Source organism: Streptomyces sp. NPDC037054, from assembly GCF_055606745.1.
Genome location: NZ_JBVJSJ010000009.1, coordinates 218,071 through 233,973, shown reverse-complemented (window position 1 = coordinate 233,973; position 15,903 = coordinate 218,071). Strand labels below are relative to the sequence as shown.

Sequence of the window (15,903 nt, the reverse complement as noted above, 5' to 3'; positions counted from 1 at the left end):
GGCTCCCGTCCGGCGGTGCCCCCGACTCCGGCGCGGATCTGTCAGATCGGATCCGTGTCTGTCAGATCCGGTCCTGACCTCACGTCAGGTTCAGTCGCGCGAGCTCCCGCCGCGAACCCACGCCCAGCTTGGGGTACGCCTTGTACAGGTGGTGTTCCACGGTCCTTCGGCTGAGGAAGAGCTGCGCCGCGATCTCCCGGCTGCTGTTGCCGTCGGCCGCGAGCCGGACCACCTGCAACTCCTGCGGGGTCAGCCGGTCCAGGACGTTCTCCGCGGTGGCCCTGGCGGCCGACGTCGCGTCACCCGCCGCCCGCAGCTCCGCACGGGCCCGCTCCGCCCAGGGCGTGGCATGCAGCCGCTCGAAGATCTCCAGTGCCGACCGCAGCACCGCGCGGGCGTCGCTGCGCCGCCGCGCCCTGCGCAGCCACTCCCCGTACAGCAGCTCCGTGCGGGCCCGCTCGAAGGGCCGCCCGCCCCGCTCGTGCAGCCCGACCGCCTGGACGTAGTCCTCCTCCCGCCCGTCGAGCAGCGCCCGGCACCGGTGCGCGACCGCGTGCGCCCAGGGCCGGCTGCCGGCCCGCGCCCAGGCCTCGAACGCGCGTGCCGGGCCCTCGGCGCGCTCGCGGTCCCCGAGCCGCACCGCGGCCTCGACCTGGTCGGCGACGGCGGCCATGGCCATCGCCGTGTGGCGCCGCGGGCCGGGGACGGCGGCGGCCTCCAGCCTGGTGAGGGCCGACGCGTAGTCGCCCTGCGCCAGTTCGAGCAGGCCCAGCGCGCTCTCGCTGGCCACCCGGCCGACCTCCGGGGTGTCCTCGGCGAGGCCGCGGCAGCGCCGCTCGTCACCCTCGATGGCGGCGATGCGGGCGGGGACGCCGTTGAGCCAGGCCACCCGCTGGCGCAGGCCGGTGTCGCGGGCGATCTCCACGGCCTCCGCCACCGACGCCTCCGCGTCCCGGTGCGCCCCGGCGAACACCTGCCGCTCCGCCAGCAGATGCAGCGCCTGCGGCAGCGCGCCGATCAGTCCCTGCGCCCGGCAGCGGGCGACCTCGGCGACGGCGAGTTCCATGGCCGTGGCGTCGTCGCCGACGAGGACCGCGCTGTGCAGGGCGCGCGCCGCCGTCGTGTCCCCGCCGCGCGCCGGACCCGTGGCGACGGCCCGTTCGAGCAGGGGGAGGCCGCGGGCGCAGTCGTCGTCGGCGAGGTGCGCCATGCCCTCCACCATCGGGTCGGTGCCGCCGATGTCCCGTAACCGGCGGGCGGCCTCCCGCACCGTGCCGGCGTCGCCGGCGAACCAGGCGTACGTGGCGCCCGTGCGCAGCATGTCCCCGCCCAGTTCGGGGTCGGCCGAGGACACCCGCTCCAGCAGCAGGCGGGCGGCCTCCCGGTGGTCCCCCAGTTCGAACAGCACGGCGGCGCGCACCGGGGCCAGCCGGGCCAGGTCCTTCGGTTCCTCGGTCGACCGCTCGGCCTGCTCGGCGAGGTCCCCGGCCTGTCCGGCGTGCCCGGCGTTGAGCGCGTGGGCCGCGGCGTCGCCGAGCCGGTGGGCCTGTGCGCGGCGGTCGGGGGTGAGGCGGGCGGCCTGCTGGTGCAGGAGCGCGGCGGCGGCGTAGGCGCTGCGGTCGGCGGCCCGGTCGGCGGCGGCCACCAGCTCGGCGGCGACCGCGTCGTCCGGGGACGTGGTGGCCAGCGGCAGGTGCCGGGCCCGGCAGTCGGGGTCCTCGGCCGCGTCGGCCAGCGCCTGGTGGACGGCGATGCGCCGGGCCAGTACGGCGCCCTGGTAAGCGGCGGTCCCGATCAGCGGGTGGCGGAAGGCGACGGTGCTCTCGGTCACCTGGATCAGGTCGGCCCGCTCGGCGTCCTCCAGGTCGTCCAGGCCGACGCCGAGCGTGCGTCCCGCCTTCATCTGCAGGGGGAGGTCGCCCCGCCCCTCGGCCGCGGCGACCAGCAGCGCCAGCCGCGTCCTCTCGGGCAGTTGCGCGATCTGGGCGCGGTACGACGACAGCACCCGGTCGGCGACCGTGACGGGCGTGAACCTGCTCGGGTCGTCGCGTCGGGCTGCCCCGAACTCGATGAGTGCCAGCGGGTTCCCGGCCGACTCGGCGATGACCTGCTCGCGCAGGCCGGACGGCAGCCCCAGGTCGGCGAGCAGCCGGGCCGCGTCGCGCGGGTCGAGCCGGGACGGCCGCAGCTCGGTCAGGCCGGGCGCGGCGAAGCCCTCCTCACGGGTCGCGAAGACCATGGCGACCTGTTCGGCGGCCAGCCGCCGCGCGGCGAACAGCAGCGCCTCCGCAGTGGCTTGATCCAGCCACTGCGCGTCGTCCACGAGGCACAGCACCGGTCCCTGTTCGGCCAGATCCGCGAGGAGCGTGAGTACGGCCAGGCCGGTCAGGAAGCGGTCCTGGGTCCTCGTCCGGCCCGTGCCGAGCACCGCGCGCAGCGCGTCCGCCTGCGGTTCGGGGAGGGCGTCGAGCCGGTCCTGCACCGGCCACAGCAGTTGCACCAGGCCGCCGAAGGCCAGGTCCGCCTCCGGCTCGATGCCGGTGACCCGCACGACGCGCGTCCCGGACGCCGACGCCGCCTCGGCCGCACGGTCCAGCAGGGCCGTCTTCCCGATGCCCGCCTCGCCCCGCAGGACGAGGGCGCCGCTGCGTCCCGCGCGGGCCGTCGCGATCAGATCCTCAAGTGCCGCCAGCTCGGTGGACCTGCCGTACAGCACGTAAGCGCCCTCACTTCCCCGTGACGCGGCCCGCCGGTAGGCAGGCCGTGCCGAAGTACGTACCCGGTTTCAGAAACCTTACTGATTCGGCCGGGCCCCGCCCCTTCCTACCGTGTGGAACAAGCCGGTTCCCCGACGGAGGAGATCGTGAGTCACCTATTCGAACCGCTGCCCCTGGGGAAGCTCATGCTGCCCAACCGGCTCGTCATGGCGCCGATGACGCGCAGCCGGGCCAAGGGCGGCGTACAGCCCCCACTGGCGGCCGAGTACTACGCCCAGCGCGCCGGCGCGGGCCTGGTCGTCACCGAGGGCACGCAGCCCTGCGCCATCGGGCAGGGATACATCGACACACCGGGTCTGCACACGCCGAAACAGGTGGAGGCGTGGCGTCGGGTGACCGACGCGGTCCACGCGAAGCAGGGCCGGATCTTCGTGCAGTTGATGCACTCCGGGCGGATCGGTCACCCGAGCCTCTACGCGAACGGCGCGCTGCCGCTGGCACCGTCGGCGGTCGCGTCCGGCGGTCAGCTGTACACGCCTGAGGGCATGCTGGACCACCCGACGCCGCGTGCGATGAACCTGAACGACATCGCGCGGGCGGTCGAGGACCACATCTCGGCCGCGAAACGCGCGATGGACGCCGGGTTCGACGGTGTGGAACTGCACGGCGCCAACGGCTACCTCATCCACCAGTTCCTCGCCGACAACACCAACCGGCGCACGGACGCGTACGGCGGCGGCGTCGGCAACCGGATCCGGTTCGCGGTCGAGGTGGCCCACGCGGTCGCCGACGCGATCGGTCCGGAGCGGGTCGGCATCCGACTGTCCCCCGCCAACACGACCAACGGCATCGAGGAGAGCGACCCGGCGGCGCTGTACCAGGCCCTGATCCGGGCCCTGGCGCCCCTGCACCTCGCCTATGTGCACCTGATGGAGTTCGGGGCGCGTGAGGTCACGGAGCTGATCCGCAGGGAGTGGCCGGGGACGCTGATCCTCAACCCGCACGCCACGGGCGAGGAGGAGTACGTGACGCCCGAGTCGGCCGAGGCGGTGCTGGAGAAGGGGCTGTGCGACGCGGTGAGCATGGGCTCGCTGTGGCTCGCCAACCCGGACCTCCCGGCGCGGATCCTGGCGGGCGGCCCGTTCAACTCCCCCGACCCGGACACCTTCTACGGAGGGGACCACCGGGGCTACACCGACTACCCGACGCTGAACGCCTGATCCACCGGTGGGCGGTGGCGGGGCACGCGGGCGGCGCCCGGCCCGGCCCGCTCCGTCCCCGCCCACCGGTCATCGACTCCCTGGCCCGGCCGGCACCTTTCCGGAGGGCTGCGCAGCCGGTCCGGGCCAGGGCGGACCAGCTTCTCGAACCACCCGCTCAGGGAGCCCAGATGAGCAACTCACTCGCCGATCCCGGCGCCCCGGGTCCCGCCACGCCGGGCAGGAAACCCCAAGTACCCCCGCCCGCCGGGCCGTTCCGCGGGCCCGCTGCCCTGTGGCTGGCCCTCATGGCCGGCCCGCTGTCCTTCGGCATAGCCGGCCCCGCCCTGATCCTCGACGAGGCCGCGAGGGACCTCGACGTCTCGACCGGCGCGGCCACCTGGACGGTGACCGCGTTCGGCTGGGGCATCGCGGTGGGCACGCCCCTGCTCGCCGGGCTGCTGGACCGCCGCGGTGTGCGGGCCGCTCTGACCGTGTGCGGTCTGCTCGTCCTGGTGGGGGCGGGTCTGGTGGCCGCCGTGCCCGTCCTGCCGGTCCTGGTGCTCGGCACCGCGCTGCAGGGCCTCGGCACGGCCGGGCTCACGGCTGCGGCGATGAGCCTCGCGGACTCGCCGCGTGTGATGGGGCTCGTCACCGCCTCGCTGGCCGTGGTCGGCTCGACGGCCCCGCTGGCCGGTTCCCTCGTCAACGATCTGCTGTCCTGGCAGGCCGCCCTCGCGCTGCCCGTGCTGAGCGCGGTCGCCGTCCCGTTCGTCGCGGCCCGCTGCCCGGGCGGTGCGCCGGCCGCCCGCGACCCGTTCGACCCGGTGGGTGCCGTCCTGCTCACCGCGCTGGTCACCGCGCTCGTGTTCGTGCCGCACCAGCCGCTGGTCGCCGGGATCTGCTCCGTCGCCGCCGCGGCGCTTCTGGCAGCCCATGTCCGGGCCCGGCCGCAGGGGTTCGTGCCCGGCGCACTGGTCCGCAACGCGCGCTTCCTGGTGTCGGCGGGGCTCGCGTTCTGCCTGGCGGTGGTCAACTTCGGGATGATGTACGCCGTTCCGGAACGTCTGGAGGACCACACGTCGTGGTCGTCCAGTGAGATCGGCGTCGCCATGGTGTGGCCGCTGCTGCTGGGCGGCACGCTGTCGTGGTTCGTCGTGGCGGCCTCGGCGCGCATCGGACGCCGTCCCGTGATCCTCACGCTCGTCGCGCTGGCCGTGCTGGGGCCCGTGTCGGCGGTCCTCGCCACCGCCGCGGTGGCCCTGCTGGCCGCCCAGGCGCTGGCCTCGATCGCCGCCGCGTCCGGGCAGGGGGTGTTCGCCGTGCATGCCACCTCCGCCGTCGCCGACGACCAACGGCCCCCGGCGATCGGCCTGTTCAACCTGGCGTATCTGCTCGGTGCCGCGTTCGGTCCCGCCATCGTCTCGCTGCTGGCGCTGTGACCCTCGCCCGTCCGGTTCGTGTGTGCCGTCGCACCGCAGGGTGTGACGGCACGGCCCGTTACCGTGGCCGGCCCTCCCTCCGTCAACTGGCATACTGGCCGGGGGAGTTCGCAGACGAATGACATCGAGACGCGTACGGGTCCCGGTGGAGGATGAACCGGTGGCCCGGGGCCACCGGTGTGTTTCGCGGCACCGGGGGTAGTGAGCCCGCAGGTCGTCGGCCGACAGCCAGTCCGGCCCGCGGACCATCGGGTGACGCACGTGGGGGGTCTGCGGTTCTGCCCGTTCACGGCTTCCGGGCGCGCTCGTGGAACACACGTGGGTGTCTTCCCGTTGTGCCGGTGGGGGTCGCGATGCGCGCGGCCCGGCCTTCGGGCTCCGTCACCGCCGGCGGTTGGGGAACGAGACACCGGAGGGCCTCGTGTCGCAGAAGAAGGACGAAGCGGCGGGCGCCGTTCTGGCACTGCTGGACCTGCTGGCCGGTGAGGGCCCGGCAAGCCGCTTCGAGATGCCGGTCGAGGAGGCCCGCCGGCAGGGCGTCAAGGGTGCCGAGCTGCGGATGGTGGAGCAGGTCAAGCGGCTGGCCCTGGCGATCCACGCCCGGCTGGACCGGCGTCAGCAGTGGAGCGCAGGCCTCACCTCGCTCGTCGACACCGCCTGCGACCTGGCCGCCCCGCACACCGTCGACAGCACCCTCAAGATCATCACTCGTCGGGCGCGGCTGCTGCTCGGCGCCGACGTCGCCTGGGTCACCCGCCCGGCCACGGACGGGCGGGGGTTCCGGCTGCACGCCCTCGACGGGCACATCTCGATGCTCAACACCCGGCTCCGATTACCTCGGGACGCCGGTCTCGCCGCGGCCGTACTGGCCCACCGCGCACCGCTGTGGACGTCCGACTACCTGACCGACGACACCTTCCGGCACGCCGACGAGCCCGACGAGTGGATCAGGGCCGAGGGTCTGCACGCCGTGCTGGCCGTACCGCTCAGCCGGGGCACGCGTCCGCTGGGCTCGCTGCACGTCGCCGACCGCAGTGTGCGCCACTTCTCCGCCGACGAGATAGCACTCATGAGCATGCTCGCCGAGGTCGGCGGGGTGGCCCTCGAACGGGCCGTGCACCTGGACGAGGCCCGCGAGGACATGACGGTACTGCGGGACCGCGCGCTGCGGGCCGAGGCCGAACTCGCGAGCGCGCGCAGGCTCGCGGCGACCCAGCGGGCACTGCTCGACCTGGTGCTGGGCGGCTGCGATCCGCACACGCTGGTCGAGGAGTTCTACGCCAGGCTGGGCGCGCCGGTGCTGCTGTGCAGCGCGCACGGCACGGTGATCGCCGGGGCCGGGGAGATGCCCGAGGGCAGGCAGAAGTCGCTCACGCGCGCAGCGATGGACGCCGGGCCGCTGGGCGAGCCGTCGCCGCGGCTCCTGGAAGGCGGCGTCTGGTCCGTGCCGGTCTTCACCGGCAGCCACTACCTGGGCGCGTTGTACGTCCATGCCGGTCCGGCGATCTCCGACGACGCGGTGGAGCTGCTGCGGCACGCGGCAGCCGCCGCGGCGGTGCTGCTGTTCCTGCACCAGGGCAGCGCCGCGGTCGCGGAGGGGCAGTTCCGCGACGAGCTGCTCGACGATCTGCTGATCAGCTCCCGCCGGCCCCGGGAACAGCTGGAGCGGCGGGCCCGCCGGCTGGGCATCGGCCTCGACCAGCCGCACGTCGTGGTCGTCGCCCGCCCCTCGGGGGGCACGCACGCGCAGGCGGTGCTCTGGGCGTCCGCCTACGCGCGTCGCACGAACGGCCTGAAGACGACGCAGGAGGACGACATCGTGCTGCTGCTGCCGGGCACCGACCCGGGCGCGGCCGCCCGGACGGTGCACGACGAGCTGTCCTCCCTGCTCGGTCACCCGGTGACGGCCGCGGGCTCCGGCCCCGTGTCGGACCCCGGTTCGGTCCTCCACGGGTACCGGGAGGCGGCCCGCTGCCTCGACGCGATGACCGCGCTGGGCGCCGTGGGGACCTCCGCCTCCACCCACGAGATGGGGTTCGTGGGGCTGCTGCTGTCGGACCAGCTGGACGCCGAGAAGTTCATCGAGAGCACCATAGGCGCCGTACTCGACTACGACGAGCAGCGGTTGACCGAGCTGACCCGCACCCTGGACGCCTACTTCGACACCGGCGGCAGTCCCACGTACGCCGCCGAGAAGCTCCACGTCCATCCCAACACCGTGGCCCGCCGGCTGGAGCGGATCGGTGATCTGATCGGCTCCGACTGGCAGAAGCCGGAACGGTCGCTGGAGGTCCAGCTCGCTCTCCGGCTGTCCCGTATACGGCGGGTGCTGAGGGAGCGCGGGGAGCCGGCCGGCCGGCTTGCCGGGAGTCAGGAGGCATAGCCGAGTTCGCCGTCGTCCGGGTCGCCGAGGGCCGCCAGGACGTGCGCGGCGGATGCGAGCGTGACGTGCCGGTGCCAGCCGCGGTAGGAGCGTCCGGCGAAGTCGCGGATGCCCACCTGGTCGGCGACCCTGGCGAAGTCCCGCTCGACCCGGTGCAGGGTCCCGCGCAGCCGCATGAGGGACGCCGGCGGAACCGACGTCAGGTCGGTCAGCCACACCTCCCTCGGCCAGCGCCGGTCGTTCTCCCCCACGCCGAGGAGCAGGAGGTCCCCGAGCCGTGACCGCCGTCCCCGCTCCCCGGGCCGTGCGGGCGCGGCGGGCAGCGTCACCCGCACGGCGGCGACGAGCCCCGACTGCACGGCCGGCGTCCCGCTGTCGCCCGGCCACAGGACCGGCCTGCGCAGGGCCCGGCTCGCCCCGGTGATCTGGCGCACCGACCTCGGTGCGGTGTCGAAACCGGGCAGCGCCGGGTCCAGCACCCTCAGCCGCACCGAGTCGCTCACCCGGAGCATCAGCGGCATGCCCGTGGCGCGGATCCCCGCCACGGCCGAGGCGACGTCCACCTCACGGGCGTCCATCACCACGGGCCGGGCGGGCAGTCCCCACCCCGCCGCCTCCTGGTAGGCCTGCGCCGCGCACTCGCCGAGGGACTCCGCGCACGCGTCGTCCGGAATCGAGGCACGCCGCCGCCGGTCGTCGTCGAGCCAGCTCGTTGAGAGCTGCAGCCGCCAGTTGAGCGGCATGCTCGTCTCCTCGGACACCGCCCAGACACCCACGGCCTGCTGGGCGTTGAGCATCTGCCCGTGCTCGGGGAAGAAGCGCCGTTCCACACCGACCGAGTGCCGGCCGGCCTTCGGGATGACCATCGGGCGGACCACCCACGCCTGTGGTGGCAGGACACCGACCGCGAACCGGGCGAGGGCCCGGCGCACCGGCACCCACTCCCAGCTGGAGTCGCTGATGAAGTGATGCAGACTCTGTTCCGTCGCCTGTCCCCCGACCAGCGCGGCGATGTTCCGTATCGATTTTCGTCCCCGTGCCTCCAGTAGACCTCGTATGTACTCCATGCCCTTGCGACGTTGGTCGCTGCGGGGCAGGGAGGCGAACAGGAGCGAGCACAACTCCGGCAACGACACGTTGCACGAAGACACGTACGACGGCTCGCACGTGGTCGGACTCTGCGCTTGGTCAAGGCCCAGCGCGACCACATTCATGAACGGACCCTCCATCATGGGTAGACGGGAGACGATCCGAAGGGCTGCCCCACCAATGTGCGGTGCGCCGGGCACCGTTCCCAGGTCCACGGAGCACAGACTTACGGCGGCGGGCGGTGGTCGGACCAGCATCCCGTCCCGTGCGCCCCCGCTCCCCCGCCCCGGGGCCGGCCCGCGGGGTGTGCCCTCACCACCCCTCCCCCGGCCGACGTGCCGTATCGGGGGCCCCACAAGGGCACTTGACTCACGGTCGCGGCACGGTCACGGCCAGAACGGCGGTGTCGTCGTCCACGCCGGCGGCGAGGGTGTCCAGCAGGTCGCTCAGGGCCGCGACGGCCGCGGACGCGGTGGTGGGGGCGAGGGAGCGGGCGAAGTCCAGCAGTGCGTCGTCACCGTAGCGGCCGCCCGAGGCGTCGGTGCGGGCCTCGGTCAGTCCGTCGGTGTAGAGGAGCAGGGTGTCACCGGGGGCGAGGTGGACGGTGACGGTGGCGATGTCGGCGTCGGGCAGGGCGCCGATGAGCTGACCGCCCGGGGTGGGCAGGTAGTCGGCGCTTGCGTCGGCGCGCATCAGCAGTGCGGGCTGGTGACCGCCGCTGGCCAGGGTGACACGGAAACCGCCCTGGTCGTCAGGGGTGAGCACCCCGAAGGCGACGGTGCAGAACCGGGGTTCGGTGTCGTGGTACTCGTGGGTGAGCACGGTGTTGAGGTTGTCGAGGACGACGGCCGGGTCGGGGTCGTAGACGGCGGCGGCCCGCAGGGTGTACCGGGCGAGCGAGGTGACGGCCGCCGCGGCGGCGCCCTTGCCGCACACGTCGCCGAGGAACAGTCCCCAGGTGCCGGCGGCCAGGGGGAACAGGTCGTAGAAGTCGCCGCCCACCTCGTCGACGGAGGCGATGTGGTAGTGCGCGGCCACCTCGAGGCCCGGGACGTCGGCCAGCGCGGGCGGCAGCAGGGTCTTCTGGAGGGTGGTCGCTAGGCGTTGCAGGCGCTCGCGTTCGCGATCGGCCTCCTGGCGGGCGCGCAGCAGCTCGGTCTCGTAGGCGCGGCGGTCGGAGGCGTCGAAGACGGTGGTGCGGATCAGGAGGGGCTCGCCGTCGGGGCCGGTCTTGACGGTGGAGGTCACGAGGACGGGCCGGCGGCTGCCGTCCGCGGCCTTCAGTTCGAGCGCGATGCCGCTGATCTCGCCCTGCATGCGCAGCAGGGGCGCGAAGTGCGTCTCGTGGTAGAGCTTGCCGCCGACGGTGAGCAGGTCGGTGAAGCGCCGGCGTCCGACGAGGTCTTCGCGCCGGTAGCCGAGCCAGTCCAGCAGGGTGGCGTTGATCTTGGCGATTTCCCCGTCCATCAGGGTGGAGAGGTAGCCGCAGGGCGCGTTCTCGTAGAGGTCCTCGGCGCTGTCCTCCAGCAGGGCGGAGACCGGTGCCCGCTCGTCGGCCGCCTCCGTGCCGGGCTCACCCGCGTCTTCGGTCCCCCGCATCACCGGCTCACTCGGGACGCGAACGCGCCGATCGCCGCGGCGGTCGCCTCCGGGGCGCTGAGCTGCGGGCAGTGCCCCGTCGCGGTGAGGGTGACCAGTTCACTGCCGCCGATGCGGGCGTGGACGTAGGCGCCCACCTCCGGCGGGGCGATCGCGTCGCTGGAGCACTGTGCCACCAGGGTCGGCACGCTCACGTGGGCGAGGTCGGCGCGGTTGTCGGACAGGAAGGTGGCGCGGGCGAAGATCCGGGCGATCTTCGGGTCGGTCCGGCAGAAGCTGTTGGTCAGTTCCTCGCTCAGCTCCGGCCGCTCGGGATTGCCCATGACGACCGGGGCCATCGCCGCCGACCAGCCGAGATAGTTCGACTCCAGCGACTCCAGCAGTTCGTCGATGTCCTCGGCGCTGAACCCGCCCCGGTAACCGGCCGCGGGGTCGTCGATGTAGCAGGGCGAGGGGGTGAGCAGCACCAGTCCCGCGAAGCGCTCCGGCTCGGCGACGGCGGCCAGCGCGCCGATCATGGCGCTCACCGAGTGCCCGACGAAGGTCACGGGTCCCATGTCGAGGTCCCGGCACAGCTCCAGTACGTCCTCGGCGTAGCCGTCCAGGCCGGTGTACCGCTCCTCGCTCCACGCCGAGAGGTCCGAGCGGCCGGCTCCCACGTGGTCGAAGCGGACCACCCGGAAGTCCCGCTCCAGCGCCGGGACGACCAGCCGCCACATGTTCTGGTCGCACCCGAAGCCATGCGCCAGCATCACCACCGGGCCGTCCTCGCGGCCACTCACCGTCACATGGTTCCTGGTGCGTATGTCCATACCGGCAATAGTGCACTGTTCACCCACAAAGCTGCACATACTCGACCCAAACCTGTGTGCGGGCGGTCCACCGGGTCGATTCGCGGGCCGCGGTTCTCGCCGTTCCGGTCGCGGCACCCCTCGCGCGAGGGACAATGGTGGCGCCAGATCCCACCAGCGGAAGGCAGTCGTACACGTGAACGACTTCGGTCGCGCTGGGCGGCGCCGGCCGGCGTCCCCCACGTCCACCCCTGCCGACGGGCGGGACGACGTCCGGAGCGACGGCCGAGCCGCCCCGCAGTCCGAGTTCTGGGACCACCTGGTTCTGCTGAACGAGGCGAGCGCCAGCGTCGGAACCACGCTGGACCTGCAACGGACGGCGAAGGAGTTCGCGGACTTCGCCGTACCGCGCATCGCTGACGGCTGCGCCGTCGACCTCCTGGAATCGGTGCTGCGCGGCGAGGAGGGCGCCCGCTGGACCGGTTCGCAGCCTCCCGTGCTGCGGGCCATGGCGGTGGCCCAGATCGACCAGCTCGGGAGCCTGGAGCCCGACCCCGTCGGGGAGACCGCCACCAGCGACCCCACGCTCGTGGGCATGCAGTGCCTCATGGCCCGCGAGCCTGTCCTGATCAGCACGATCGGCGAGGACGACTACGAGCGGATCGCCGTCACCCGCAGCGCCGCGGCGGCGATGCGCAAGACCGGGGTGCACAGCTACATGGCGATCCCGCTGATCGCCCGCGGCGTGCTGCTCGGCCTCGCGGACTTCGTCCGCTCCACGGGCCGTCCTCCGTTCACGCACACCGACCTGGCCCTCGCCGTGCAGCTGGCCTCCAAGGCCGCCGTCTTCGTCGACAACGCGCGCCTGTACAGCCGCGAGCGGGACCACGTCGTCACCCTGCAGCGCAGCCTGCTGCCGCGCTCCACCCCGGCCACCCCCGGGCTCGACGTCTCGACCCGCTACGCGCCGAGCTCCGATCCGGGCGGCGTGGGCGGCGACTGGTTCGACGTGGTGGCGCTGCCCGGCGGGCGCACCGCCCTCGTCGTCGGCGACGTGATGTCGCACGGTCTGCCCGCCGCCGCCACGATGGGGCGGCTGCGTTCGGTGGCGCGCACACTGATGGCGCTGGACATCGCCCCGGAGCGCGTCCTCGCCCGACTGGACCTCGCCGCCCGCGACCTGGAGGAGGACCAGATCGCGACGTGCCTGTGCGTGGTGCACGACCCGTTCGACGGCGAGTACACCGTGGCGCGGGCCGGTCATCCGCCGCCGCTGCTGGTGAGTGCCGACGGCACGGCCCGCTACCTCGACGTGCCGGCCGGGGCGCCGCTCGGCGCCGGCGTGATCCCGTACGACGCGGCGCGCGTCGCGGTGGAGCCGGACAGCAGGCTGGTGCTGTTCACCGACGGCGTGATCAAGACACGCTGCGACGACATCGACACCCAGCTCCAGCGGCTGCTCGACGCGGTCGGCGGCCCGCGGACCCGGGAACTGGACGCGGACGGTCTGATCAGTGCCTGTCTGCCGCCCCAGCCCCGCTTCGACGAGGCGGTCATGGTCGTGGCGCGCAGTACGGCACCCGTCGCGGGCCTCGACACCGAGGAGTGGGGGCTGCCGGGCGACGGGTCGGCCGCCGGGGCGGCGCGCCGCCTCGTGCGGGAACGGCTGGAGCACTGGGGGCTTACGGACCTGGCCGACGTGACCGAGCTGGTCGTGAGCGAGCTGGTGGGCAACGCCCTGCGGTACGGGTCGGCGCCCGGCCATCTGCGTCTGCTGCGCCACGAGCGGCTCGTGGTCGAGGTGTCGGACACGGGACCCGACCTGCCCCAGATCCAGCACACCACCCTCAGCGACGAGGGCGGGCGCGGCCTGCAGCTGATCAACATGCTGTGCCGCCGCTGGGGGTCGTGCCGCACGCCCACCGGCAAGGTCGTCTGGGCGGAGCAGGACATCCCGGCCACGGCCCGCCCGCCGTCCTGACGGTCCGGCGCTCTGCGGGCGGTGCCCGCCGTTCCGTGCCCCCTCAGCCCCCTCCCGTGCCTCCCGTACGCCCACTTCGTGCGTTTCTGCCTCCCGTCGTGCGCCTTGTTCCTGGGGCAACAGGAGCCCGATCCTGACACTTCAGGACTGTGCCTCAAGGTGGTCACCGTGACGACGAGCAGTACCGACGACGACCCGGCGCCCGGCTCCGAACCGGCCGCGCAACCGCCCCCGGACTCACGCCGACGGCTCAGCAACGCGGCGACGCTGGCCTACGCGGTGACCGTCGTCGGTGCCGTGGCCGCCGCCGTGCTGAGCCCGCTCGGGGAACACGTCGTCCAGGCCTTCCTCGACGAGCCGACGTGTCCGGGCGCAGCCTGCGAGGGGAAGAATCCGCAGAACGAGGGGTGCGGCGACGACGCGCGCACCGTCAAACCCGGCGTCGGCAACCCGGCCGCCCTGCAACTGCGTTACAGCGAGAGCTGCCGTGCGGTGTGGGCGAGGATCCAGCAGGGCAACCCCGGTGATCTGGTCACCGTGCGGGTCGACGGGGGCACCGAGCGCTCCGCCGAGATCGAGTACGGCAACGACAAGTTCACTCCCATGGTGAGTGTGAAGGACGGCGAGTTCCGGGTCACGGCCTGCGCGGTCCCGAAGGCCGGGGGTGCCGGAACCTACGAGCGCTACTGCATCCACGGGACCGAGGCGTCGGCCTGGCGGTGAACGGCGGCCCGGCCGCGGCCCGGACTCAGCCCGGATTCGGCCCGGCACCGGGTGAGGGCCGCTGGGCCCTTCGGGGCCGGTGCCTGCTGAAACTCAGGTAGGCGAAGCTCTCTCCGTCGCGCGGGGCCCGGGACCAGGATCGCGTGGTGAACGTGTGGAGTCTGCCCCGGGTCAGCGCGAAGCGCGGCAGGGACAGACCGAGTTCGGTGTGCAGCGCCTTCACCATGCGCAGCTCCCGGTCCTGTTCGGTGTCCTCAGGGTGGAACAGCCGCTCCGGGTCCAGCGCCTCGGGTATCGCGCCGGAGCGCTGGATCTCCGTACCGCGCACGGTGAACGCGTAGACCTCCTCGCCGTGTTCGGCCACCGACAGGTGGAACGCGGCGGGGCGGTCGTCCGCCGACGTGTGCCGCGGGTCGCGCCACACCGCGACGGCGCGCCCTGCCGAGGAGGCGGCCGGAGCGAGGGACTGGGCCAGGCCGGACAGGTAGCGGCGGGAGTGGGCGTCGCACGCGAAGGCCCACCCTTCGTCCGTACGGCCCACGGCGACCACGGCCCGGTCCTCCCAGAGCTCGACGCCTTCCCTCTCATGGGGCTTGGGGGCCCTCCAGGACGCCGCGTGGCAGTCCGTCGGCGCGCTCAGTGCGGCGCCTTCCTCGCCGATCAGAGCGGGCAGGCCGGTGGGGTCGACGCCCTCGACCCAGACGCAGCGGTATCCGTCGTGCACCCGTCGGCGCGCCGCGGACTCCGTCAGCCAGGCGAGGCCCGGCGGGTCGAGGTCGGGCACCGGCTCCGGAACGGGGCCGCTCGCGCCCGCTCGCGGTGTCGCGAGCATCTCCCGCCCGCGCTCCGGGGTGACCAGGGGTCCGAGGACGGGGTCGGCGAGCAGGCCGATCGGGGCGATCAGCAGGGGCCCGGGGGCTTCCCACAGCGGCAGCGCCTCCCGCAGCAGCCGCCAGGCGGCGTCGGTCGCACCCCAGCGGGCGGACTCCCGGGCCTCGGCGACGGCGCGGCCCCACGCACCGGGAGGCGCGTAGCGATGCGTGCCGTCCCGCACGGTACGCAGGGCGTCCTCGGCGGCAGCGCGGTCGACCCCGCGGGCGGCCATCATCCTGAGCCAGTGGTCGCCCCCGCCGAACCGGTGTTCGTGGCGCGCCGGCTCCAGGGCCTCCACGGGCAGCACCTCGTGCAGGTAGCGCGGGTCGGCCGCCAGGTCGCCGTAGCCGCAGGAGCCGCCGGGACGGGACAGTTGGCGCAGCTGGTTCAGCAGTGCCCCGCTCCGGGGGCGCCCGAAGGACAGCGCTTCCTCCAGCAGGCGCAGGGCCTCCTCGTGCCGGCCGCTCAGGGCCAGCATGCGGGCCTCTTCCACGCGCGCGTCCTGGGCGCGTGTCGTCGCGTTCACGAAGTCGGGACGGTCCGCCCGGTCGGCGTGGAAGGCGCGGTACATGGCCTCCATCCAGGCGCGGAACGACGGGTGGCGCTCCGGCGGTTCGCCGCCCCAGCCCTTGTGGACGTAGAGCGCCCACTCGCCGTCCGCGTCGGTGTCGCCCGGGTCGAGCAGGGCGTGCGACATGTCGGAGTCCGTCTCCAGCCGCAGCGCGCGTCGCCACATCCCCGCCAGCAGGATGTCTTCCTCGCGCGCGTGGTCGTCCAGGTTCTGCTCGTACATGGGGGTCATGTCGAACGGATCACGGAACCAGTCGATGTCGGTCGTGCCGCCGAGTTCGTAGATCCCGGCCGTCTGGTCCACGTGCCACCCGTCGCTGACGGCGAGGAACTCCCGGTACGACGGCGGCAGCCGGCGTCCCAGCCGCTCCTCGGCCGCGGCGATCGCCGCCGCGTCCGCCCTTGGCCGGCCCGGCGGGGCGAAGGCGTCCTCGCTGTCGTCGTCCGCGCGCGGAACCCATTCCTCCTGCCAACGCCCCAGGAATTCGCGCCAGTTGAAAGTCTCGCCAGTCATGACCGTGATGGTTTCACCCGGC

The 15,903-nt window shown here is 73.6% G+C and carries 10 protein-coding genes; 5 read left to right on the top strand and 5 right to left on the bottom strand.

Features of this window, described 5'->3' with window-relative positions; genetic code table 11:
* Positions 1-79 precede the first annotated feature (79 nt).
* Entirely contained in the window at positions 80-2,716 is a 2,637-nt protein-coding gene (locus tag ACZ7D7_RS22720) for an ATP-binding protein (RefSeq protein WP_470826512.1), read from the bottom strand.
* Positions 2,717-2,863: 147 nt separating this feature from the next.
* Here ACZ7D7_RS22720 and ACZ7D7_RS22715 point away from each other — a divergent pair, with 147 nt between their 5' ends.
* From ACZ7D7_RS22715 to ACZ7D7_RS22705, 3 genes are all read left to right on the top strand, one after another.
* Positions 2,864-3,937, top strand: coding sequence for an alkene reductase (locus ACZ7D7_RS22715; protein ID WP_470826510.1), 1,074 nt, complete (start codon positions 2,864-2,866; stop codon positions 3,935-3,937).
* Positions 3,938-4,107: 170 nt separating this feature from the next.
* Positions 4,108-5,358, top strand: coding sequence for an MFS transporter (locus ACZ7D7_RS22710; RefSeq protein ID WP_470826509.1), 1,251 nt, complete (start codon positions 4,108-4,110; stop codon positions 5,356-5,358).
* A 421-nt stretch (positions 5,359-5,779) separates the two neighbouring features.
* Complete coding sequence (locus tag ACZ7D7_RS22705) at positions 5,780-7,741, top strand: helix-turn-helix domain-containing protein (RefSeq protein WP_470826507.1); 1,962 nt, start codon at positions 5,780-5,782, stop codon at positions 7,739-7,741.
* On the opposite strand, the gene ACZ7D7_RS22700 is transcribed toward ACZ7D7_RS22705, so the two are convergent.
* From ACZ7D7_RS22700 to ACZ7D7_RS22690, 3 genes are all read right to left on the bottom strand, one after another.
* Complete coding sequence (locus ACZ7D7_RS22700) at positions 7,729-8,955, bottom strand: IS701 family transposase (RefSeq protein ID WP_470826505.1); 1,227 nt, start codon at positions 8,953-8,955, stop codon at positions 7,729-7,731. The two genes, ACZ7D7_RS22705 and ACZ7D7_RS22700, sit on opposite strands and share 13 nt — an antisense overlap.
* Positions 8,956-9,199: 244 nt before the next feature.
* Positions 9,200-10,429: a PP2C family protein-serine/threonine phosphatase gene (locus ACZ7D7_RS22695; protein WP_470826503.1), complete on the bottom strand. Its 1,230-nt coding sequence runs from the start codon at positions 10,427-10,429 to the stop codon at positions 9,200-9,202.
* Positions 10,429-11,241: an alpha/beta fold hydrolase gene (locus ACZ7D7_RS22690; RefSeq protein WP_470826501.1), complete on the bottom strand. Its 813-nt coding sequence runs from the start codon at positions 11,239-11,241 to the stop codon at positions 10,429-10,431. The genes ACZ7D7_RS22695 and ACZ7D7_RS22690 overlap by 1 nt, the downstream gene beginning before the upstream one ends.
* A 175-nt stretch (positions 11,242-11,416) precedes the next feature.
* Here ACZ7D7_RS22690 and ACZ7D7_RS22685 point away from each other — a divergent pair, with 175 nt between their 5' ends.
* Together ACZ7D7_RS22685 and ACZ7D7_RS22680 are read left to right on the top strand one after the other, a co-directional pair.
* On the top strand, positions 11,417-13,201 hold the full coding sequence (locus tag ACZ7D7_RS22685; protein ID WP_470826500.1) for an ATP-binding SpoIIE family protein phosphatase: 1,785 nt from the start codon (positions 11,417-11,419) through the stop codon (positions 13,199-13,201).
* A gap of 168 nt (positions 13,202-13,369) precedes the next feature.
* Entirely contained in the window at positions 13,370-13,924 is a 555-nt protein-coding gene (locus ACZ7D7_RS22680; protein ID WP_470826498.1) for a DUF2690 domain-containing protein, read from the top strand.
* Positions 13,925-13,949: 25 nt separating this feature from the next.
* On the opposite strand, the gene ACZ7D7_RS22675 is transcribed toward ACZ7D7_RS22680, so the two are convergent.
* Positions 13,950-15,881, bottom strand: a complete 1,932-nt coding sequence (locus tag ACZ7D7_RS22675; protein WP_470826497.1) for an SMI1/KNR4 family protein — start codon at positions 15,879-15,881, stop codon at positions 13,950-13,952.
* Positions 15,882-15,903: the final 22 nt, after the last annotated feature.

Coding starts and splice junctions, on each gene's coding strand:
- ACZ7D7_RS22710 (WP_470826509.1), top strand. CDS start 4,108: ATGAGCAACTCACTCGCCGATCCCGGCGCCCCGGGTCCCGCCACGCCG.
- ACZ7D7_RS22700 (WP_470826505.1), bottom strand. CDS start 8,955: ATGAATGTGGTCGCGCTGGGCCTTGACCAAGCGCAGAGTCCGACCACG.
- ACZ7D7_RS22695 (WP_470826503.1), bottom strand. CDS start 10,429: ATGCGGGGGACCGAAGACGCGGGTGAGCCCGGCACGGAGGCGGCCGAC.
- ACZ7D7_RS22690 (WP_470826501.1), bottom strand. CDS start 11,241: ATGGACATACGCACCAGGAACCATGTGACGGTGAGTGGCCGCGAGGAC.
- ACZ7D7_RS22675 (WP_470826497.1), bottom strand. CDS start 15,881: ATGACTGGCGAGACTTTCAACTGGCGCGAATTCCTGGGGCGTTGGCAG.